Here is a 20,412-nt window from a genome sequence, read left to right on the forward strand (position 1 = left end):
CAAGGAATTTATGGACACGATCAAGATCACCCGCGCCCTGCTGTCGGTCAGCGACAAGACCGGGCTCGTCGACCTCGGCACCGCGCTCGCCCGCCACGGCGTCGAGCTCGTCTCGACCGGCGGCACGGCGGCGGCACTGCGCGCGGCAGGGCTGACCGTAACCGAGGTCGCCGACCTGACCGGCTTCCCCGAGATGATGGACGGGCGGGTCAAGACGCTCCACCCGACGGTCCATGGCGGCCTGCTCGCGCTGCGCGACGCCCCCGATCATCTCACGGCGATGGCGGCCCACGGCATCGCCCCGATCGACCTTGCGGTGGTCAACCTGTACCCGTTCGCCGCGACGGTGGCGAAGGGGGCCGACCGCGACACGGTCATCGAGAATATCGACATCGGCGGCCCGGCGATGATTCGCTCGGCAGCGAAGAACCATGGCTTTGTCGCCTGCGTCACCGACCCGCAGGACTATGCCGCGCTGGTCACCGAGCTCGACACGACCGGCGGCAGCACCAGCCTCGTCACGCGCAAGCGCCTCGCCGCGACCGCCTTCGCCGCGACCGGCGCGTACGATGCGATGATCGCCGACTGGTTCAGCACGGTCGACCAGGGTGAGACCTTCCCGGCGGTCCGCATCATGGCGAGCCGGCTGGTGACGACGCTCCGCTACGGCGAGAACCCCCACCAGTCGGCGGCGCTGTACGTGCCCGTCGGACCGGCAGCACGCGGCATCGGCCAGGCCGAGCAGGTCCAGGGCAAGGAGCTGAGCTACAACAACCTCAACGACGCCGATGCCGCGCTCGAGCTCGTCGCCGAGTTCCGCGACGGCCCGCCGACGGTGGTCATCGTCAAGCACGCCAACCCGTGCGGCGTCGCCACCGGCGACACCCTGCTCGAGGCATATCATGCAGCGCTGGCGACCGACCCGGTGTCGGCGTTCGGCGGGGTGATCGCGGTCAACCGTCCGCTCGACGAGGCGACCGCGCGGGCGATGACCGACATCTTCACCGAGGTCGTCGCTGCCCCCGGGGCCGACGATGCGGCGCGGGCGGTGTTCGCCGCCAAGAAGAACCTCCGCCTGTTGCTGACCGGCGACCTGCCCGACCCGGCGCGGCGTGGCCTGACGACGAAGATCATCGCCGGGGGTGTGCTGGTGCAGGAGCGCGACGCGGGTGCCCTGACCGACGATATGCTCAAGGTCGTCACCCAGCGCCAGCCGACCGCCGCCGAGCTCGCCGACCTCAAGTTCGCCTGGACCGTCGCCAAGCACGTCAAGTCGAACGCCGTCGTCTACGCCAAGGACGGGAGCACCGCCGGGATCGGCGCGGGCCAGATGAGCCGGGTCGATTCGACCCGGATCGCGGCATCGAAGGCCCGCGACGCCGCCGCCACCGCGGGCTGGCCCGAGCCACGGACGATCGGCAGCGCGGTCGCGTCGGACGCCTTCTTCCCCTTCGCCGACGGCCTGATCGCGGTTGCCGAGGCCGGGGCGACGGCGGTGATCCAGCCGGGAGGCTCGATCCGCGATGCCGAGGTGGTCGCTGCCGCCGACGAGCGCGGGATCGCGATGGTCTTTACCGGGATGCGGCACTTCCGGCACTAAAGGGGGCCACGCTATGCACTTCGACCCGAACCAGGTCTTCCCGATCCTGATCCCGCTGGTGATCATCGGCGTGCTCGTGATCCGCCGCCGCAAGCCGCAGCGCATCCGCATCGAGCGGCTGTGGATCATGCCGGTGCTGATGACCGCATTCATCGGCTCGGGGCTGTATTACACCCCGCATGCCGCATTCCACCCGCTGACCTATGCCGCCTTTGCCATCGCCCTCGCGGTGGGCTTGATCGCCGGGTGGTTCCGCGCGCGGACGGTGCCGATGAGCTTCGACGCCGCCAGCGGCACCGTCGTCACCGAGCCGTCGATCGTCGCGATCGTCGTCCTTGTCGCGCTGTTCGCCGGGCGCAGCCTGCTCCGCATGGCGCTGGTGGGGTCGGCGACCGGGATCGACGCGGGGACGATCTCCGACGGTTTCCTGCTGTTCGCGGTTGGCCTGATCGTCGGCGGGCGGATCGAGATGTTCGTCCGCGGGCAGCGGCTGATCCGGTCGGGAACCGCAGTCGCCATGCCGTCCTGATTAGCGACAGTGCCTAGTCGGCGCGCTGCCGCTTGAACAACAGGCGGTCGCTCGGTCCGAAGCCGAGCCACCAGACCAGCCCGCCGAAGGTGCCAAGGATCGCGACCAGCCCGACCGAGAGCTGCGCCCATTCGGGCAGATGCTGGACGCCGAGTCCGACGCCGAATGCGGGCACCGCCGCGAGGATCAGCGCAATCCGCCACCCCGACACCGGGCTGCCGAGTTCGCGCCGCAAGAGCCACGACTTGGTCATCGACACGAGCAGGACCGACACCGCGAGCCCGCCTGCCGCCGCAAGCGCGCCATAGCGCTGGACGAACACCAGCGTCACCCCCGCCTGGACGACGAGCCCGGCGACCGCGATCGCGAGGTTGGTCCGCCGCCGGACATAGATCAGCGCCGCCTCGGCGACCGCGCCCTGGCTGGCGAGAAGCTCGACCGTCAGCAGCACCGCGAGCACCGCCGCACCTTTGGCGAACGCCGGACCGAACAGCCCCATCGACGCCCGCGCAGTCAGCCCGAGCGCGAGGACGACGGCGAACTGCGCAGCGAGGATCCAGAACGCGACCTGGCGGACATGCCCCGCGACGGCCTCGGTGTCACCGCGCGCGAGGCTCGTCGTCAGCAGCGGCGCGAGGATCGGGTCGAAGCTGTTCTTGAGCTTAGCGGCGAGCGAGGCGATGTTCTGCGCGACGAAATAGATGCCGGTGACCTCGGCGCTGGCGAAGCGCCCGAGGAGGAAGAAGTCGAGCCGCCGCGATCCCCAGTCGGCGACGTCGGCCCCCGCGAGAGGGGCGTTCGCCCGTGCAAGCGCGATCAACCGCGCGAACGACGGCCGCCAGCGGTGCGGCCAGCCGAAGGTGCGGATACACGGGATCAGCGACGCCGCCACCGCCGCGAGCATCGACGCCGCATAGGCAACGAGCAGCCCGTCGCTCTTCCCGACAAGATACCATGCCGGCACCGCCATCAGGGTCAAAGTCCACGGCTCGATGATCGACCGCGCCCGGACCTGCGCAGCGATGTCGTGGCGGAAGGCGAGGCCGGCGAGGCTGATGTCCGACGCCGCGACCGCGAGCGCTATCAGCGGAAAGAAATGGTCGAGCGCGCTGACCTCGCCCGCCGGAAAGACGAGCGCCGGCAGCGCCATCAACAGCACCGCCCCGGCGGCCGCAAGCACCGCGCCGAGGAGCAGCGCGTCGGCGACGGTGTTGGCGTGCGGATCCTTTTCCTGCGCGAGTTCCTCGGCAAGCCCGCGCTTCAGTCCGAGCGTCGCCAGCTGTGCGGTCAGCTCGACGACGAGGATCGCATAGCCGAAACGCCCGACCTCGCCGCTGCCGTACAGCCGCCCGGCAATGAACAGGAACGGCATCCGCGCGAGGAGACGCAGCACGAAGCCGCCGAAGCTGGTTCGGCCGCCGCTCGCGAGGACCGCGGTGTCGTCGGCCGCGACGGCGGTACTGCCCGGGGGATCGGCGATGACGCCCGGCTTCACGTCGGCACGTGGACCCGTCGATACGCTCCGCGAAAATACAGAAGCGGATCGCGCTCCGCGTTCATCCGCAGGCGTTCGACCCGGCCGATGATGACGCGGTGATCGCCGCCGTCGTGATCGGCGAACATCGTGCAGGCGAAGTTCGCCAGCGCCCCGGTCAGGATCGGCAACCCGTCCCAATCCTCCCACGTCGCCTCGGCAAAGCGGTCGACGTCGCGTCGGGCAAACCGGTCGGCAACCGCCTGCTGGTCCGCCGCGAGGACATTGATCGCAAAACGCTGCGACGCCTCGACGGTCGGCAGCGCCGACGCCGTCCGCGCCGGACAGAACAGCAGCAACGGCGGATCGAGCGACACTGATGTTAGGCTGTTCGCAGTCAACCCGACCCGGTTGCCGTCGGGCCCGCGCGTCGTGACGACAGTCACGCCGGTGGCAAAGGCGCCGAACGCATCGCGCAAGCGCCGCGCGTCGTTCGGGTCGTGCTCGTCGGGGTCGCGGTGGGGCAGGGTTGTCACGGGGGCATCCCTAGCCGGACTGGGGCCGACGTCAACGCTACCGGCGCGCATCGCCGAGCCTTCCGACCGGTGTTGTGGCGGCAAAGCCGCAGGCGGAAAGTGATCAGCGGCACCGCGTTGCCGAGAAAAGCCGCGGCTCGACTGACCAGCAAGGCATGGAAGCCACTGAGCGAGACACCGAGCGCCTCACAAAGCCATGACACCGGTGCTCCGCAATGAAGGCGAACCCCTTATCGCGTCCCTCGCGAATTAGGCGGCCGCTTTTTTAAGGATGATAACGGAGAAGTGGAGCCATGCCGTCGTGGCGTCAGCCTGGCAGCAACCGAATGCGCACAAGAACGATGTGGTCATCGGGGATGACACTCAGGCGCTCATCGCCGTTCAGGACCCGTGTCGTCTTCCAGTTCGCATCGTCAATTTTCCCCTCTTCGACCCGGTCCACCTCGGCCAAGCGGCCGTTCTTGGAAAAGTCAGCAGTGAACCCTTTGCCGAGCAGCAGAAAAGTGTCGTGGCCCTCGTATATAATGAGCCCAAACGGTCGACCGTCACCCGGAGCTGGGCGGCTGCCGGGTCCGTCCGTCTCGCTGGGCAGCGGCGCAGGCGGCGGCGGAGCCTGCAAGCCTACGTCCAGCAACATCTGCTTCAGGAGCGCTTGCGATTGCTGGATCGCGACCGTGTAGCCCCCAAGCTTCAACTCGGCGGGTTTCCCGTCATCCAGCAGGATTGCCGCAATGCGCCCCTCGGCCTGGGCTGAGGCGATCACCGCCGTCATCGGGTTTAGTATAGCCAACGCTTGCGAAAGCTGCCCGTCGGCACGCCCATCCTCAATGCCGAATATCGCATAGCCGAGAGCGGCATGCTGCCCCAGCGCCCAGAACATGTCGCCGGTCTTGAACTAGCTCTCCGGAACGAACAGCGGGTTGCCCGCATGATCATAGTCGGCAAGCGGCACCTTAGCGTCCGGAAGGTAGATATCGGGAGCCAGCAGGTCGAGTGACGGCGCTGCCGCCTTCCAGATGTCGAGCACGCGTTTGGCGGGACCGCCGCTGGGGTAGAGGCCGGCCGTTGGCTGGCCCGGCTGAGGGCCGAGCCACGCGTTGGTGTACATCGGCAACGCGAGTGCTTTCTTGCCGTCTGCTGCCAACGCTTCCATGTATCGCCCGAAGTGCCAGGCCATAAAGATTTCGTCGGCTTGCCAGTCGGTGCCGAAGACCTCCGCCCAGGTCCCCGTCATACGACGACCCTGCCGGGTCCATACCTCGGCCAGTTCAGGCTTTAGCTGGGAACTATGGGCGGCGAGATACCGGGTTAGCGACGACGGCACCGGCTGCCGCCATGCCGCTTCTGCCAAGGGCGACCGATCGCGGCTGTCGCGGAGCAGTCCGACCTCGTTGTTCACCTGCACCATGATGACACGGTGGTCGGCATCCACCCGCGCGAGGTGCGTCATCAAAGCTACGAACGCGGCACAGTCGGCCTTCATGAGGTCCGGGGAGAAGACCGATAGAACGGGCTTCGGCATGGCGCCCTTATAGGTGAACGCCTCCTTTGCCTGCCCGTTCGCGACGGCACGCGGGAACCGGGCGAGGTCACGGCGTACCCAGCTGGGCGCGTAGGTCGAACTGGCATTCTTGAATGCGCCAAACCAAATCAGGACAAGGCGCATGTCACGTCGATGGGCCTGAGCGATCTGGGCATCTACCGCGGCGAAATCATACTTGCCCTCGATAGCCTCGACGTCTTCCCAGCTGACCGTTCCGATGACAGTGCGGACATGCATCCGCTGAAGCTTGTCCCAGATGAGCTCCATATACTGCGGGCTGGAAGCACTTGAGTTATGCAACTCGCCGCCGAGCGCAAGGAATGGCTTGCCCTCGACAAGCAACTGCCTGTTCTTGATAACCGGGAGGTCGCCGGCCCGTGCACCGCATGCCGCGACCAAGGTTGCGGCGCTGAACAGCAACTGTCGCAGCCGACGCATCGGTAATCCTCCCCAAACTTCATTTATGACTAGAGCGGCTGTTCTATTTTAGCGAGGAAAGTTTTCGTCGAAAAAGACGAGCCGATGATCGAAGTAGCGCAGGAGGCACTCGGTTCACAGGATTTTTGGGATGCGAGATCGGCGATCCTGGCAACCGATGCGGGTGCCATACGCGCTCGACGTCATCTCATGCAGCTAAGACGGTCTTCGGCGGAAGGTGGACCGACGAGTGGACTAATTGATGTAAACATGGTCGCCATGGATGCGGGAAACCTGCCTCATACTGTCTTTTAACAAACTACCGAGATGAGCCACTCCGATTGATACTGCGCACACCTATGTCCAAAGCCATCCTTGATGGCAGCGACTGACCCGCTGTCACCGCCGCAGGTTTAAACGATGGATCGAAACTGCAGAGATCGTGAACCTCATATCAGGCAATACACTTGGCGCGACAGGCAGGCGGCTAGGCGTCAGAGAAATTAAGCTCGAGTTCGACGCCATCGGGATCGATCACACGAATCTGGCGCAGGCCAATCGAGGCGACTTCGTCGGTTGTATAAGGCAAGCTGTGCCGCTCGAGCCGGGCGATTGCCGCAGGATAATCGCGGCAGGTGAAGGCGATATGGTCGATCGCTCCGGTGCCGACACTGTAACTGCCCGGCCGCGCTCGAAGGTGAATGACCGGCCGCCCGGTTGCGTCGTGAAGCCACTGAAGTTCGTCCGGCCTGTGCGGCGCCGGTGGATCGTTCGGGTCGAGCCCCAGCACATCGGCGTAATACCGCGCCGATATAGCCAGATCGCGGACGATAATGTTGACGTGGTCGATGCCGAGTGTCGTCATATACTGTCTAACATTTACTTTCACGCTTAAGCTTGCGGCCGCCGGCCTGGTTCCGGAATGCTACGCAGTGGAACGAAGGAGGATCGCGATCCGTCTGTCGATCGAACTAGAACTGACATTCTATTGGGCTTACACGGATAGGCATGCTCGTTCGACTCACATTGTTGGCGATTCTCGCGGTTTCCGACCCAACCCCGACTTTGGCTGCCGATTTGCTCTCTGACGGGTTCCTTCACCCGCCCAAAAGCGCGCGTCCGCTGGCGTGGTGGCACTGGATGAACGGGAACGTGTCGGCCGAAGGAGCCAAGCTCGATCTTGAATGGTTGTGCGAAGCCGGCGTCGGCGGCGTACAAATGTTCGAGGCCGGCCTAGGTACCCCGCTCGTGGTCGCCCAGCCCGCACCGTTCATGTCTTCCGAATGGACGGCGGCTTTGCGCACCAGCGCCACAACAGCGAAAATGCTAGGGCTTGATCTGACGATCGCCGCCTCACCCGGATGGAGCGCCACCGGAGGCCCCTGGGTCACCCCGGTTGACGGGATGAAGAAGTTGGTCTGGAGCGAGACGCACATCGACGGCGGCCGGCGCTTTCACGCCCAGCTTGCCAATCCTCCAACGATCGCTGGCCCTTATCAAGACGTCCCGCTCACCGTCGTGGAGCCGGGCACGGCTGCAGGGCCGGCGCTATATGGTGACGCGGCAGTGATTGCCTTTCGAAGCGGAACTGCACCGCGCCCGACGTGACGCATTGACCGGGCTAGCCAACCGTAAGGCGTTACGGGATCGCTTGGTGGAGCGGCTTACCAACGTAGCACGGACGGGTCAGGCAGCGGCGTTGCTGTATATCGATCTCGATCGCTTCAAGGCGGTCAATGATACGCTTGGACATCCGATCGGCGACACACTGCTCCGGAAGGTAGCCGAGCGTTTCAAGAGCGCGACGCGCGACGGCGATATCGTGGCGCGCCTCGGCGGTGATGAATTTGCAGTCATTCAATCGGACACGCCGCAGCCAGCTGGTGCGCAAGCGCTTGCGACACGCTTGGTCGACCTAATCGGCCGGGCCTATGCGATCGACGGTCACCTCCTGCACATCGGAGCAAGTGTCGGGGTCGCGATTGCGCCGATCGATGGTCGCGAGCCCGATGTATTGCTCAAGAACGCTGATCTCGCGCTCTACCGAGCCAAGGCAGAGGGCCGCGGCTGCTACCGCATGTTCGCGCCGGAGATGGCCGACCATCTGCCGGCGCGACGAGCGCTGGAAACCGATCTTCGTCGCGCTTTAGCTCTCAAGCAGCTGCAGCTTTTGTATCAGCCACAGTATAATCTCGCATCGAAGCTGATCATCGGCTTCGAAGCGCTCATCAGGTGGCACCATCCCACACGTGGCGTCGTACCGCCTGAGGAGTTTATTCCGCTCGCCGAAGAGATCAGTATCATCGGAGCAATCGGAGAATGGGTGCTTCGTACGGCGTGCAAGCAAGCCGCCGCGTGGCCGGTCCCGGTCACGATTGCCGTCAACCTCTCGCCGGTACAATTTCGGGGTGGAAAACTCGCCGAGACGGTGACGTCGGCTCTCGCTCAATCGCAGCTTGACGCGCACCGATTGGAGCTTGAGATCACGGAAGGTGCACTGCTTAACGATACCAATGATGTCCTGAAAACGCTCAATCGGCTACGGGAAGTCGGTGTCGCCGTGACGATGGACGATTTCGGGACCGGATATTCGTCGCTCGGTTACCTTCAGAAGTTTCCGTTCGATAAAATCAAGATCGACCAGTGCTTCGTTCGCGATATCGATTCTCACGTCGAACGGCAGGCGATTTTTCGTGCCGTCACTGGCCTTGCCGCGGCGCTGCGCATGAAGACAATTGCGGAAGGTGTCGAGACTGAAGGCGAGCTTGCCTGCGTCGGCGCTGCCGGTTGTGATGAAGTGCAGGGTTACCTAACCGGTCGGCCGATTTCGGCAGAAGCCACAATGGCGCTTCTTGCAACCACATGCTCAGCAGAAGCTGCTTAGGGGAGATATGTCATGTCGGACGAGCTTTATCGTCTGGTCTATTATAGCCACAATACCGTGACCGGCGATGCGGACGCGGTTGAGGCGGCGATAATCTCAATCTTGGCAAAAAGTCAGGTGAACAATCAGCGTGTCGATGTTACCGGCGCGCTAATGTTCAACTCCGGCTGCTTCGCTCAGGTCCTTGAAGGTCCGCGTTCCGCCGTTGAGGACGTGTTCGAGCGCATTCAGCAGGACGATCGTCACAGCGATGTATCGCTCCTAGCGTTCGATCCCGTAGCTGTCCGAGCTTTCGAGAACTGGTCGATGGGGTTCGTTGGAGCTTCGATCGGCGACGCCGCTCGCTACGGAGTTCTCGTCAACGGCAGCGGTTTTGATCCCGCAAAGATGGACGGTGATGCACTGTTTGACACTCTGCGAGGGCTCGCCATGGAAGAAGAGCATCCCACTGATTAAAAATACAGTGGGTGTTGACGTTGGCTTATGGATAACTGGACAGGTGGCAAGCTGTAGACATTCAGCGTCGTCACGCGGCTACTCCGCGACGCATCTCCATGCAGCTTATTTACGACTCGATCGAGAACATAGGTGACGTCCGGCATTACCGCTAGTAAAGCGGTAGTGAAAAGATATCTGACAGTCTGTCACCGCGTCAAAGGTCACGACGGAACTTCAATGAATCTTGCGTGGCGTGTGTTCGCTGACTTATTCGTCATCCTGCCCAAGGATCAAACCGCCGAAGCGCTACAAATTGCCCTCGAGGTCACGTCGAGTAGCAGCGCCGCTGTAACCTTGATCAGTTGGTGTGGCAGGACGATCTCGACCCCTTAGCTCGCTAGCCGGCAAGGCGCCGCAGTTCGAGATGCACAAATCGCTCACAGCGGTCATCCTTTGGCCAACCGGCGTCGGCGGGATCATCCTCAAAGGCCCGGCTCCTCGACGCCTCGCCGCGCTCGATCCGCGAAAGTTGTGCCGCCGACATACCACAGCGTTCCGCCAACCCCTTAAGCGATAAACCTTCGCTTTGACGCCCTTCGCGTAAACAACTGCCGAGCCTCAGCCGAGATAACGCGCGCCGACTGTCTTGAAATGGCCGGGGTACGCGATCGGTATTGCCCTCGACGGCGATTTGCGGCCAGTCAAGACTGAAGATCATCATCAAACCTAGAAGTGTGTCGTATCCAGGCCACGAATGACCGCATTCAATGCGTGACAGATTTTCCCGCGAAAGCCCGATGTCGTCGGCCACAGACTGCTGCTTGAGTTCGTGTTCCTTACGCTCCCTCCGAAGGAACGCGCCGAGATCGGGCCTGAGTTGCGCGTAGCCCGAGGGAAGCCGCTGTCTGCTGCGTGACGGCATGACTTGTGTTCCAGCGATTATGTGACGTTGATGCACATCGATTGGCGGCCCGTCCTAAACGCTTGGATGAGCAACCTCAAGCCCGATGCCGATGCCGCGATACGCGGTCGTCTAACTTCAACCCGCCGTGAGGCCGCGACGAAGCGATCGCTGCGCAAGGACAGATCGAAACCAGCATTCCAGCTAGATCAATATTACACCGATAAAGATGTGGCGGCACAATTATACCACAATTGTCATCGGTTTATGAATCTAAGTTTGTATCAAACCGTGGAGCCGAGCGCTGGTACAGGGTCTTTTTCGGATTTAATGCCGCCATGCAGGTTGGCTTTTGACCTCGAACCGAAAGGTGAGGGCATCACCAAGTCAGATTTCTTCGAGACGGAAATCCAGAGCGAACGGGGGATCGTATTCATTGGCAATGTCCCCTTTGGAAGAAATGCAAGCATTGCTATTCGCTTTTTCAACCATGCCGCTAAGCAAGCAGTCTTTATTGCATTCATCCTGCCAATGTCGTTCCGGAAGATCTCAATTATCAATCGTCTCGACCCTAACTTCCACCTAATTCACGACGAAACGGTGAAAAGCAATGCATTCGTGCTTGATTCAGAAATATTTGACGTGCCAACTGTCTTTCAGATCTGGGAGCGTCGCCCCGTTTTACGCGCGCTTATTGAGGGCGAAATCAAGCACCCCGACTTCGAGTTCACCACGAAAGACCGTGCCGATTTTGCCATTCAGCGAGTGGGCGCGAGGGCGGGCCTAATTCTTGATGAATTTTCTGCACGTCCCCCATCATCGCACTACTTTATCCGTGGCGACGTGAAGGGTGCGATGGCTGAACTCGAGCCTCAGTTCCGACGGGCGGCAGCAAATGTTACAGGTAACCCAAGCCTCGCCAAAACGGAGATCGTGGCACCGTATCGCAAGTGGGTTGAGGCAGGTGGGCAGACTAGGGCTGTCCTTACCTCGTCGGCTGACCCATTCACTGATTGAGCTCGCTGCCGGCCCCGTGAACACCGAGACACCGAAATAAGGTGTCTCATGGGACTCCAGGGTGTTAACTAAGCGTCGAAGCGTGATGCCCCTGTTCCACTGCGTAACCGGTGAAACAGGCTTGAAAAAAGCTGTCGACAGGCGGGTAGATCGGCGTCGACCCATGCCAGCTGCTCATGACCATCCCCTGCGTCGGCGTGGCGGCGTGGCGACTGCGACTTCGTTCAAAACCGCGATCGAAGATCCGACCAATTTCAAGCGGTCGTGATCGGTCGGTGCCTGGGTCGGACTGACCCTCCGGCGCTACTAGTCCGGCGAGAAAGAACTACCAACGTTCGCGTTCTTTAGCTGAAATTTGGTAGCTGCATGACTGTTTGGTCGACGGCACGAACGGCGGCGCGAGCGTTTAAAAACGGATCGCTCTTCACCTTGAGGTTACGGCTTCCGCGATGCTGTCGTAGATAACGTCGAGATCTTCGTCCGATATACAGTAAGGCGGCATGACATAGACAGTGTTGCCGAGGGGCCTCAGCAGCACGTCGCGCTCCCGAAAGAAAGACATCAGGCGCGGCGCAAGAGCAGACAGGTAGCCGTTGCTATCCCCAATTTCGATCGCCGTGACGGTGCCGAGCTGGCGTCCATTAATCGCGCCGGGCTGCGACTGAAGCATAATGAGCCCCTCTGACTGGCGTCGCGCAAGATTGCCGACGCGTTCAAGCACCGGCTCTTCCCGCCAGATCGCGAGGTTGGCGTTCGCGGCGGCGCAGGCGATCGGGTTGGCGGTGTAGCTCGACGAGTGGAAGAACATGCTCGACCGGTCGGTGCCGTAGTGAGCGGCGAAGATGGGCTCGATCGCCATCGTCACCGCTAGTGGAATAGCGCCCCCTGTCAGTCCCTTCGAGAGGCACAGGATGTCGGGCACGATGCCCGCTTGCTCGCAGGCCAGCAGCGTGCCGGTCCGTCCCCACGCCGTCATCACCTCATCGGCGATGAACAGCACGCCGTGGTGCGCACAGATGCGGCGCATCTCGGCAAGCGTTGCCGCCGAATAGACCAGCATGCCACCGGCACCGAGCAGCAACGGCTCGATGATCAACGCTGCCGCTCCCTCAGCGCAGGCCTGATCAAGCGCGTCCAACGTCGTTTGCTCGCGGCCCATGGTTGGAAAAGGGATCGTCTCCACGTCAAATAGCAGCGGTGCGTAGGCACGGTTAAAGACGCCGCGCGCACCGACCGACATCGCGCCGATCGTGTCGCCATGATAGCCGTGCTCGAGCACCAGGATGCGATGCCGCGGTTCGCCACGGTTCAACCAATAGCCCAGCGCCATCTTCAGCGCGACTTCAACGCTGGTCGAGCCCGAATCGGAGAAGAAGACACGTGTGAGAGCCGGCGGCATTATCGCGCGTAGTCCGGCTGCCAGCGTCTCTGCTGGTTCGTGCGTCCACCCCGCGAAGATAATCTGATCGAGCTTACCGACCTGTTCGGCGATTGCGGCGGCGATGCGTGGGTGGGCATGGCCGTGGGTCGTCACCCACCAGGACGAGATCGCGTCAACGATCCGCCGGCCATCGGCGGTAAAAAGCGCGGCGCCTTCGGCGCGTTCGACAAGCGGGATCGGCTCGGCGAGGCCGTGCTGCGTGAAGGGGTGCCATATCGAGGATTCGCTCAACGGAAATCCTCCAGTCTGAAGTTGGCGTGGAACGCTGCCCGTAAGCTGGTCGCCGTCAGCGAGGTAAGGCGCGGGAGCCGGCCCAGGTGCCTGACTTTGCCAAGTTCGACGACGATCGCTTCGCTGTCTTCGTTTGGATCGCCAATAAACGCGATGCCGAGGATCGGGACGGCGCGGGCGCGCAGGGCTTCGATCGACAGCAAGCTATGGTTGATCGTGCCCAGTTCGGTACGCGCGACGATCACGACTGGATGGCCCCAACGGGCGAACAGGTCGGCATAGAGCAGCCGCCTCGTGACCGGCACGAGCACGCCACCGGCCCCTTCGACCACCAGCGTTTCGCGCATAGGTAAAGGCGTCAGAAGGTCAGCATTAATCTCGATACCGTCGAGCTCGGCGGCGCGGTGCGGTGAACAAGGCGTCGTCAGGCGATAGGCCTCAGGCAGGATATCTCGTTGCGGCACCCCGAGCGAGGCAACGGTTGAGGCATCGCTGCCGTCGGCCAACCCGGCCTGGATTGGCTTCCAGTACATAGCACCCAACGCTGTGGTCAAAGCGGCAGCGAAGATAGTCTTGCCGACGTCGGTGTCGGTGCCGGTTACGACGATCGTGGTCACAAATGCTCCTGCAGGGCGGTCACGAGCGCCGCAATCGACGCCTCATCGACGTTGAGCGTGAACGACAGTCGCAGCCGCGCGGTACCGGGCGGGACGGTGGGCGGACGCACGCCACGCACATCGAACCCTGTCGCCTGCAACACGGCGGCGATCTCCATCGTCCGGCGGTCGTCACCGATGACAACTGGTTGGATCGGCGATCCTGACACGGGCATCCCGATGCGGCACAACTCGCGCGCCGCTGAGTGGAGAAGCGCGTGAAGCCGGTCTCGGCGCTCTGGCTCATCGCGCAGGCAGCGCAGCGCGTCGCGGACCACGGCCGCGATTAGCGGCGACGGCGCGGTCGAGAAAATAAAGCCTCGACCTCGATTGATCAGGAAGTCGCGCACCGTGACTGGCGCGAGGATTAAGGCCCCTTCGCACCCCAACGCCTTTCCGCACGTGCGTAGCACGACGACATTGGCTCCCCCGTCGAGATCCGCGGCTAAGCCGCGACCATCAGGGCCGAACACGCCGGTGGCATGCGCTTCGTCGATCAGAAGCATTGCGCCTTGCCGTTCGGCGAGCAAGGCAGCGTCGGTTAGCGGCGCGCGGTCGCCGTCCATGCTGTACAGGCTTTCCATCGCGAGCCATGGCGTTCCCGATCCACCACGATTGCGCCACGCGGCAATCACGTCGGCAGCAGCGTCCACGTCGTTGTGTGCAAAGCCCCTTGTCTCCGCTCGGCCAAGTCGCATTCCTTCATGCGCGCTCGCGTGGATTAGCTCGTCATAGACGACGAGATCGCCGCGCTGCGGCAGCGTCGAGAAGAGCAAGGCGTTCGCACCGTAACCGGACCCCACGAAAAGGGCGGCTTCGGATCCAAAGAATTGGGCGGCTTCTTCCTCGAGCAACTCATGCTCTTCGCAGTTGCCGCGCAGCAGGCGCGATCCTCCCGAACCGATCGGAACTCCACGCGCCAAGGCCGCCACGACGGCGGCTCGCAGGCGGCTAGATGCAGCCAAACCTAGATAATCATTGGAGGAGAAGTCTAAACCGGTCCGAGGCATCAAAGACCGACGTCGACCCATTGCGGAAAGCTGCGTCAGTCCGCTCTCCAAAATATCACATGCGCCCATTCGCCTCTGCTAACGCCAGCGTAGCCACTTGCCGAGAGGCATTCGGTCGCTGCATCGACCATGTCGACGGCTCGACGTGCATCGGCATCGTGCTATCAGGTCGCCTTGGTGGTTGAAGCAGTGATCACCCGTCGAACACCTGCCCGTGGCGAATGACAATGTCGTAGGGCGGCGGCCCGGCGGTCGCTCCGGCCGGCGCCACCGCGGTCATCAGGGCAATGAGCACGGTGATTTTTGTAGGACGGATCCAAAGACTGGTGGCGCATTCGATTGGCCGCGTCAGCGACCACTCGTTGCCAAACCTCGCCTTTCAAGATTTCTGGTCTGGTGAGAAGAATGAGGTGGAGACAGTCGGCGTCGTGGCGCTACGAAATACGCAGATAAAGGATTTCCGGGCAGGCGGCTGCGATGTGAGTATGCAGCGGAAGATGGACGTGCGGCGGATAGACGCGCCTATTGTACCGACGATGCCCCGAAAGATGGTGCCGCGGCTTGGAGAATTAATCCGTCAAGCATGTTTGAACCTACGAGGACAATTAAGGAGGCGAGGATGACAAATGACGGACCCCTACGAGACGGTCTCGACGATGACTGGCGTGACCGGTTAATCGCGATCGGCAAGGGCGTGGTGGGGGCGGTGCCAGTCGCCGGCGGTCTCGTGGCGGAGATCGTCGGCATGGTGATCCCTGGTCAACGAGCCGACCGCGTCGCCGTCTACCTGCGGACGCTCACGTCTCGCCTTGACGATCTGACTGCCGACGTCAGGACGGAGCTGATGGAAAACCCCGAGAAGATCGATCTAATCGAGGAAGGCGGCTTCCAGTCGGCCCGGGCGACTTCGCGGGAGAGGATCGATCAGATCGTCGAGGCGGTCGTCCGTGGGATAAACGAGGATGACGCCGAGGTCGTCCGGCGCAAGCGGCTCCTGCACACTTTGGGCGCGCTGGACGAGGACGAGGTCAACATTCTGAACGCCTACGGCAGGACATACGGCGGAGCAGACCGGATGGCGTTTGAAAAGGTCAACCGACCGGATCCGCCGCACATGCAGTCCCCGCCGTCGGCGATCGATCGGAACGTGCTCTACGAAATCGGCAAGACGCGGTTGTTCAACCTGGGGCTGCTCAAAAAGAACTTCGGGAACGTGAAGGCGGGTGAAACTCCCGAATTCGACACGCGCACCGGCGACTTCAAGCATAATCTGGAGATTTCTCATCTCGGCCGGATGCTGCTGCTGGAGATCGGACTGGAGACACCATTCGATTCGCAACGGAATGACAATCGCTGAAACAACCCCAAGGCGACGGGCAGGCTTGCGGAAGGGGCCAGCCGCGGTACCTTGAAAGAAAGGAGTGGCACCTTCGGGGCATATTTAGATCATTGGCGAATTTTATTCTAAGCGGTCAATGACTTGCCGAAAGGATCGAATTGCACCTCCACCGACACGCCGCCAATGATGGCGCTTGCCCAATTCATATCAAAGGGCAATCCATGGCAAGAAAGTGGCGCGACTCGTCGAGGAACAGGGCGACCGGTACGGCATCCCGACGCCGCTTGCCGCGAAGGGCGCGTCGAGTTGTCGTCGGCGAATACCCATCCACACCCTTCTGCACATCAGCCGGCCGGAGAGGCTGGCCCTCAATCGCCCCTTACATGGATGTCCACGAGCGAGGCTTCGAACTACGAGGGTTCTTCCACACTAATTTTGATCATGTCACCCTTGTCGCGTCGAGCAGCTCGGCTGTAGAGGTCGTTGCAACGACAGGACGTGGGGTGATCATGACCGAAGCGACGTGGGGCGATCACGCAATGACACCGACGATCGACTGGCGCATGAGCGCTGCGCTTGAGAACGTCCATCGTGGCGACATCGAACTCGCCGAGGTGACGAACCTGCGCAGCGCCGTGCAAGCGTGGCAGCAACTCGACCTCGATCATCGATCAAAGGCAACCCTGACGCCCGAATTCGCGATTCAGATCGACGGCGTTTCGACCGCGTCGTTCAACGGAGCGGCGATCGGCACGCTGGTCGAGCGCCTATCGATCGATGATGCCGAGAAATCAGCCTACCCAGTCGCTGACTGAGTTTAGAGTATCCGTTGTGATCAAGCGGGTTCTGGCGTCCACACTCGTTCGGCCTTGAGCAGCGAGTTTGCCAGGATAACGAGCTTCCGCGTGACGGCTGTGTTCGCGACCTTTGGCGGTTTCTTCCGGCGGCGACGAGTGCTGTGTACTTGGCTTTCATGTCGGGGTTAAACCGGATGGCGACGTGCGCGGGCATGTAAAGAGCGCCTCGCAGTTCCGCGCGGCCGCCCGGGATATGGCATTTTCCGCGATGCTGCCCGCTATCGCGAGCGATCGGTGCAAGACCGGCCAGCGACGCGAACTGCTTGTAATCGAGAGTGTCGAGTTCGGGCATATCGATGAGCATGGCGATCGCCGTAAGCTCGTCGATATGCCCGGGATCGAGACAAGGACGTTGAAGCGTGCGGCGAGTTCCGGCTCGCGGAAGAGGCTGGTTTTCAGTTCAGCGTCAATCGCGGCGATCTGACGGTCGATCTGGGAAAACCGCTGCGCGGCGTGCCGCTTCACCAGCGGCGAGCGGCAGACAATGTTCGCGGTTCTTCGCAGCGGTGCGATCCTTGACCAGCCTGAAACGGGCCATAGCGCTTCCTTCCAGCTGGCCGTGAATAATGCGCCATCAAAGCCTGGAATCAAACATCTAGACACGATCAGCAGAGGCCGGACGCAAGCGGACCCGCAGGTCGCAGCGCGATACGATGATGCGCCTCACCGCTTGTGGTGACACGGTCTTTTCCCTTGTCATCAACCGTCCGATGAGGTGCTCATGAGCACGGCGGAGCAGCGACTGCTCAGAATGGCGTCGCGGATGCAACAACGCGCGACGACATCGAACTTGGACGGAATAGTCGTGGCACGGCCAAACACATGCTGACCTGATATAAAACGATACGCGATACGCGAGCCGTTGCGAGATACGGAGCGGCTCACATGCACGCCTTTGCCATCCTCGTCGCTCCGGCGGTTGCCGGCCCCGCGGTGCCGCCCGACGCATTGACGTGCCGGGAGTTGACACTCGATGACAAGTGTTTCGAGAAGGTAGGGGCGGAACCCCATGACGATTCCGTAGCACAATCACTCGATGATGGCGTGCATGACAGCCAGAATTCCATTTCGGATCATTTGCGGCGAAAAGCCCTGGAATCCGGAGGGGATAGAGGACATTGTCACAGACACGCTGCGATCATTTGTGCCCTAACGCTGTCGCCATCACGATTGCGGTACTGGTCGCTGGCCAGCGCTGAAATGGACCGCGACTCGCGCCGTTGACCTCTGCGCTGACGTTTACCATAGCGTCCTCGCGCGTCCGCGCAGATGCAGCGCGGCGCGAGTTCAGGAGTGACGAATGAAGACATTGCAGAAGTTAATCGCAGCGGTAAGTTCGCTGCTCTTGGCCAACTCTCCAGCGCTCGCCGAGACGATTGACTTTGAAAATCTGACGGTAGGCGTGCAGGCTGAGGGTTCGATTAGCTACCCAGGGGTGACGTTCAGCTCGTCGTCGGGAGGGTTCAGCGCTGTTTCCGGCAGCACCGGCCTGGCGCTTTGCGCATTCCAGACCGATTGCAGCGGTACTCTTATTATCGATTTCTTAAAGCCGGTGTCGAATCTTACCTTCAATTACTCCGATGATGACACGACGAGCACGCTAGGATTTCAGGGCTCTTCAACGACGGCGTCCTTTACTGGCCGACTTTTCGCGGATGGAGACCCTCTCACCCAGGACGTGTTCAACCTGTCCATCGTGCCGAACATCACGCAGCTGATCGTCTTCTCGGACGATCCGGGTGGCGTAATCTTCGACAACTTCAGCTTTACGACACCGGTCGCAGGTGACGTCCCAGAGCCGGCAACGTGGGCCATGATGATCATCGGTTTCGGCGCAATCGGCGGCTCGCTCCGCAGCCGCAACAAGCTCGCGACGCGCATCAATCATGCCTAAACAGTGAACACTTGAGTGAGGTAAAGGGCCGCCTATCTAAAGTCGGGCGGCCTTTTACTGCAGCCCTCCAATGCCGGCAGCGCCAGCAAGACGGCGGATCCTGGTGAACGTCACAGGCTATATCACAAAAAATCAATTGACTGCCTTGGTCGACCCTATGTTGCACTATAGTCGACTTGGTTTCTGGTTTACTGGATGGTCCTCGCATTCGTTGGGCAACGATTGCCATCTCCCTCCCGCCTAGGAGGCCGATGAACTCATTATGTCCTATTCGATCATCGACGAACCAACCTAACACGCCTTGGGACCGTTCGCGGAAGGCTAAACGCGGCTCCCCCGGGAAACCCCGGCTATGCCACGTCACCATGTCAGGCGTGGGGAAGCGGCTGTGCGTTCCAGATCGGATGACCTCCTGGGCAGCGCTGTGTGGTTGCTGGGCCCGGCGTCGCCGGGCGCGAAGCGCGTCGTCAGTCCGGTTTCTGGCGATCCGGCGCGGGCAGCGCCTGCGACGATCCGGCGAAGTCAAAAGCCGCGACCTCGGTCCGGGTCGCGATCATAAAGGCGTCCGCGACAAGCTGAAGGGGTGCCGCATCGACGTTCGAGCGACGATCCTCCAGCCGTTCGGCGAACTCCCTATAGATATCGAGGTATTCGTCGGCCGGACCGACGAATGGTGGCGCGCCTTCGGTCTCAAGTCGCGATCCGCCGTCAGTCAGCTTGAGCTTGGTCCCATCGACGGTCTCGACGGCGATCGACCATGTCTGCGGCCCGGTCTCACGCCAGTCGAAGTCGCCGGTCAGCTGCCCATCCGGGGCGAGCCCGGTGCTGAACGTCAGCTTGGCCGCAATGGGCGCTTGGCGGTTGGCTGGAAAGAACAGCTCTGCCGCACTTACGAACACCGGTTCGGGAAGGATGCGGGTCAAGATCGACAACGCGTTGATACCGGGATCGAAGATGCCGAAGCCGCCCGCCTCCAGTATCCAGTCCTGTCCGGGATGCCATTGCCGCAGGTCCTCCTTCCAGATCACGCCGAGAGACTTCACCGTCTTGCCTGCGAGGAGGTCGGCCGCTCGCTTGACGGCGGCATTGTGCTGCGCGTGGTAGGTGGCGAAGGCCACCTTGCCGATCGCTGCGGCACGGCGCGCGATGTCGCCGACCTCCGCCACCGTCGCCGCCGGCGGCTTCTCGAGCAGTACATGCTTGCCGGCCGCCAGGCACGCTGCGGCGATCGAGCGGCGGGGTCCGGGAGGAGTGCAGATCGACACCGCGTCGAGATCCGAGACGGCTTCTAGCATTTCGACGTAGTCGGGAAAGGCGGGAACGCCCACCAGCGCTGTCGAGCCGCCGATGTTGGATACCGCCGCTAGCTCGAACGCGCCTGACGCGGAGATTGCGGGTAGGTGCTGATCGCGCGCGATCTTGCCGAGACCTATGATGCCGATCCGGTACTTGGACAATTTGGTTCCTCTCGCTCAGGCGCCTCGAGCCCGTCTCGATGCCGGTCTCACTGATCCTGCAAAATCTCGACAACGTCGCCGCCCCTGGCGGCTGCGGCAATCCGGCAATGCGGGTTCCCCCAGATTCACGGTGGTCCACCGTCAATCGAAAATTTAGAATCGCGGATGCGCGGCACTGCCGCTCGGTT

21 protein-coding genes and 1 pseudogene are annotated in these 20,412 nt (G+C 62.2%); 10 read left to right on the plus strand and 12 right to left on the minus strand.

Annotated elements, in window-relative coordinates; translation table 11 throughout:
* Positions 1-10 precede the first annotated feature (10 nt).
* Positions 11-1,600, plus strand: a complete 1,590-nt coding sequence (gene purH, locus KZX46_RS06340) for a bifunctional phosphoribosylaminoimidazolecarboxamide formyltransferase/IMP cyclohydrolase (protein ID WP_219775937.1) — start codon at positions 11-13, stop codon at positions 1,598-1,600.
* 13 nt (positions 1,601-1,613) lie between these two features.
* A complete protein-coding gene (locus KZX46_RS06345) occupies positions 1,614-2,129 on the plus strand; it encodes a CcdC protein domain-containing protein (protein ID WP_219775938.1) in 516 nt (171 codons plus the stop codon).
* 13 nt (positions 2,130-2,142) lie between these two features.
* Here the strand turns inward: KZX46_RS06345 and KZX46_RS06350 are convergent, their stop codons facing one another.
* From KZX46_RS06350 to KZX46_RS06365, 5 genes and pseudogenes are all read right to left on the minus strand, one after another.
* Entirely contained in the window at positions 2,143-3,624 is a 1,482-nt protein-coding gene (locus KZX46_RS06350; RefSeq protein WP_226896131.1) for a lipopolysaccharide biosynthesis protein, read from the minus strand.
* On the minus strand, positions 3,621-4,139 hold the full coding sequence (locus KZX46_RS06355; RefSeq protein WP_226896132.1) for a flavin reductase family protein: 519 nt from the start codon (positions 4,137-4,139) through the stop codon (positions 3,621-3,623). The genes KZX46_RS06350 and KZX46_RS06355 overlap by 4 nt, the downstream gene beginning before the upstream one ends.
* Positions 4,140-4,291: 152 nt before the next feature.
* Positions 4,292-4,404 (minus strand): annotated as a pseudogene (locus KZX46_RS23445) (IS3 family transposase); the annotation flags it as partial.
* A 42-nt stretch (positions 4,405-4,446) separates the two neighbouring features.
* Complete coding sequence (locus KZX46_RS06360; protein ID WP_219775940.1) at positions 4,447-5,019, minus strand: DUF5597 domain-containing protein; 573 nt, start codon at positions 5,017-5,019, stop codon at positions 4,447-4,449.
* Between the two features lie 15 nt (positions 5,020-5,034).
* A complete protein-coding gene (locus KZX46_RS06365) occupies positions 5,035-6,120 on the minus strand; it encodes a beta-galactosidase (RefSeq protein WP_219775941.1) in 1,086 nt (361 codons plus the stop codon).
* Between the two features lie 84 nt (positions 6,121-6,204).
* Here KZX46_RS06365 and KZX46_RS06370 point away from each other — a divergent pair, with 84 nt between their 5' ends.
* Complete coding sequence (locus KZX46_RS06370; RefSeq protein WP_219775942.1) at positions 6,205-6,414, plus strand: hypothetical protein; 210 nt, start codon at positions 6,205-6,207, stop codon at positions 6,412-6,414.
* A gap of 172 nt (positions 6,415-6,586) precedes the next feature.
* On the opposite strand, the gene KZX46_RS06375 is transcribed toward KZX46_RS06370, so the two are convergent.
* Positions 6,587-6,964 carry a VOC family protein gene (locus KZX46_RS06375; protein WP_219775943.1) on the minus strand — a complete coding sequence of 126 codons (378 nt, stop codon included), beginning with the start codon at positions 6,962-6,964 and terminating at the stop codon, positions 6,587-6,589.
* A 143-nt stretch (positions 6,965-7,107) separates the two neighbouring features.
* Here KZX46_RS06375 and KZX46_RS06380 point away from each other — a divergent pair, with 143 nt between their 5' ends.
* The 3 genes from KZX46_RS06380 to KZX46_RS06390 are packed head-to-tail and all read left to right on the plus strand — an operon-like array spanning position 7,108 to position 9,439.
* Positions 7,108-7,707 (plus strand): glycosyl hydrolase, encoded by a 600-nt coding sequence (locus KZX46_RS06380; protein ID WP_219775944.1) that lies wholly within the window; start codon positions 7,108-7,110, stop codon positions 7,705-7,707.
* 46 nt (positions 7,708-7,753) lie between these two features.
* Complete coding sequence (locus KZX46_RS06385; protein ID WP_255615302.1) at positions 7,754-8,983, plus strand: bifunctional diguanylate cyclase/phosphodiesterase; 1,230 nt, start codon at positions 7,754-7,756, stop codon at positions 8,981-8,983.
* Between the two features lie 12 nt (positions 8,984-8,995).
* Positions 8,996-9,439: a BLUF domain-containing protein gene (locus KZX46_RS06390; RefSeq protein ID WP_216710024.1), complete on the plus strand. Its 444-nt coding sequence runs from the start codon at positions 8,996-8,998 to the stop codon at positions 9,437-9,439.
* A gap of 379 nt (positions 9,440-9,818) precedes the next feature.
* Here the strand turns inward: KZX46_RS06390 and KZX46_RS06395 are convergent, their stop codons facing one another.
* Positions 9,819-10,232 carry a helix-turn-helix domain-containing protein gene (locus KZX46_RS06395; RefSeq protein ID WP_255615303.1) on the minus strand — a complete coding sequence of 138 codons (414 nt, stop codon included), beginning with the start codon at positions 10,230-10,232 and terminating at the stop codon, positions 9,819-9,821.
* A 177-nt stretch (positions 10,233-10,409) separates the two neighbouring features.
* Here KZX46_RS06395 and KZX46_RS06400 point away from each other — a divergent pair, with 177 nt between their 5' ends.
* Positions 10,410-11,339, plus strand: coding sequence for an SAM-dependent methyltransferase (locus KZX46_RS06400; protein ID WP_216710026.1), 930 nt, complete (start codon positions 10,410-10,412; stop codon positions 11,337-11,339).
* A 424-nt stretch (positions 11,340-11,763) separates the two neighbouring features.
* On the opposite strand, the gene KZX46_RS06405 is transcribed toward KZX46_RS06400, so the two are convergent.
* Genes KZX46_RS06405 through KZX46_RS06415 form a run of 3 tightly spaced genes read right to left on the minus strand, consistent with a single transcriptional unit; the run spans position 11,764 to position 14,746 of the window.
* Positions 11,764-13,011: an adenosylmethionine--8-amino-7-oxononanoate transaminase gene (locus tag KZX46_RS06405; protein ID WP_219775947.1), complete on the minus strand. Its 1,248-nt coding sequence runs from the start codon at positions 13,009-13,011 to the stop codon at positions 11,764-11,766.
* Positions 13,008-13,628: a dethiobiotin synthase gene (gene bioD, locus KZX46_RS06410; protein ID WP_216710028.1), complete on the minus strand. Its 621-nt coding sequence runs from the start codon at positions 13,626-13,628 to the stop codon at positions 13,008-13,010. Before bioD ends, KZX46_RS06405 begins: the two co-directional genes overlap by 4 nt.
* Complete coding sequence (locus tag KZX46_RS06415) at positions 13,625-14,746, minus strand: 8-amino-7-oxononanoate synthase (RefSeq protein WP_216710029.1); 1,122 nt, start codon at positions 14,744-14,746, stop codon at positions 13,625-13,627. The genes bioD and KZX46_RS06415 overlap by 4 nt, the downstream gene beginning before the upstream one ends.
* Before the next feature lie 550 nt (positions 14,747-15,296).
* On the opposite strand from KZX46_RS06415, the gene KZX46_RS06420 reads away from it, so the two are divergent.
* Together KZX46_RS06420 and KZX46_RS06425 are read left to right on the plus strand one after the other, a co-directional pair.
* Entirely contained in the window at positions 15,297-16,034 is a 738-nt protein-coding gene (locus KZX46_RS06420) for a hypothetical protein (protein ID WP_219775948.1), read from the plus strand.
* A gap of 491 nt (positions 16,035-16,525) precedes the next feature.
* Positions 16,526-16,831, plus strand: a complete 306-nt coding sequence (locus tag KZX46_RS06425; protein WP_216710031.1) for a hypothetical protein — start codon at positions 16,526-16,528, stop codon at positions 16,829-16,831.
* Here the strand turns inward: KZX46_RS06425 and KZX46_RS23450 are convergent.
* Entirely contained in the window at positions 16,749-17,177 is a 429-nt protein-coding gene (locus KZX46_RS23450; RefSeq protein WP_216710032.1) for a transposase, read from the minus strand. The genes KZX46_RS06425 and KZX46_RS23450 overlap by 83 nt on opposite strands.
* 996 nt (positions 17,178-18,173) lie before the next feature.
* Between KZX46_RS23450 and KZX46_RS06435 the strand changes: the two genes are divergently transcribed.
* Positions 18,174-18,767, plus strand: coding sequence for a PEPxxWA-CTERM sorting domain-containing protein (locus tag KZX46_RS06435; RefSeq protein ID WP_216710033.1), 594 nt, complete (start codon positions 18,174-18,176; stop codon positions 18,765-18,767).
* Between the two features lie 467 nt (positions 18,768-19,234).
* Here KZX46_RS06435 and KZX46_RS06440 read toward each other — a convergent pair whose 3' ends face one another.
* The gene (locus tag KZX46_RS06440) at positions 19,235-20,224 is read right to left on the minus strand and encodes a Gfo/Idh/MocA family protein (RefSeq protein ID WP_219775949.1); all 990 of its coding nucleotides are present in this window, start codon (positions 20,222-20,224) and stop codon (positions 19,235-19,237) included.
* Between the last annotated feature and the right edge of the window lie 188 nt (positions 20,225-20,412).

Source organism: Polymorphobacter sp. PAMC 29334 (assembly GCF_019431245.1).
GTDB lineage: Bacteria > Pseudomonadota > Alphaproteobacteria > Sphingomonadales > Sphingomonadaceae > Polymorphobacter_B > Polymorphobacter_B megasporae.

Coding starts and splice junctions, on each gene's coding strand:
- purH (WP_219775937.1), top strand. CDS start 11: ATGGACACGATCAAGATCACCCGCGCCCTGCTGTCGGTCAGCGACAAG.
- KZX46_RS06345 (WP_219775938.1), top strand. CDS start 1,614: ATGCACTTCGACCCGAACCAGGTCTTCCCGATCCTGATCCCGCTGGTG.
- KZX46_RS06360 (WP_219775940.1), bottom strand. CDS start 5,019: ATGTTCTGGGCGCTGGGGCAGCATGCCGCTCTCGGCTATGCGATATTC.
- KZX46_RS06365 (WP_219775941.1), bottom strand. CDS start 6,120: ATGCGTCGGCTGCGACAGTTGCTGTTCAGCGCCGCAACCTTGGTCGCG.
- KZX46_RS06370 (WP_219775942.1), top strand. CDS start 6,205: ATGATCGAAGTAGCGCAGGAGGCACTCGGTTCACAGGATTTTTGGGAT.
- KZX46_RS06375 (WP_219775943.1), bottom strand. CDS start 6,964: ATGACGACACTCGGCATCGACCACGTCAACATTATCGTCCGCGATCTG.
- KZX46_RS06380 (WP_219775944.1), top strand. CDS start 7,108: ATGCTCGTTCGACTCACATTGTTGGCGATTCTCGCGGTTTCCGACCCA.
- KZX46_RS06390 (WP_216710024.1), top strand. CDS start 8,996: ATGTCGGACGAGCTTTATCGTCTGGTCTATTATAGCCACAATACCGTG.
- KZX46_RS06400 (WP_216710026.1), top strand. CDS start 10,410: ATGAGCAACCTCAAGCCCGATGCCGATGCCGCGATACGCGGTCGTCTA.
- KZX46_RS06415 (WP_216710029.1), bottom strand. CDS start 14,746: ATGGGCGCATGTGATATTTTGGAGAGCGGACTGACGCAGCTTTCCGCA.
- KZX46_RS06420 (WP_219775948.1), top strand. CDS start 15,297: ATGACAAATGACGGACCCCTACGAGACGGTCTCGACGATGACTGGCGT.
- KZX46_RS06425 (WP_216710031.1), top strand. CDS start 16,526: ATGACCGAAGCGACGTGGGGCGATCACGCAATGACACCGACGATCGAC.
- KZX46_RS23450 (WP_216710032.1), bottom strand. CDS start 17,177: ATGCTCATCGATATGCCCGAACTCGACACTCTCGATTACAAGCAGTTC.
- KZX46_RS06435 (WP_216710033.1), top strand. CDS start 18,174: ATGAAGACATTGCAGAAGTTAATCGCAGCGGTAAGTTCGCTGCTCTTG.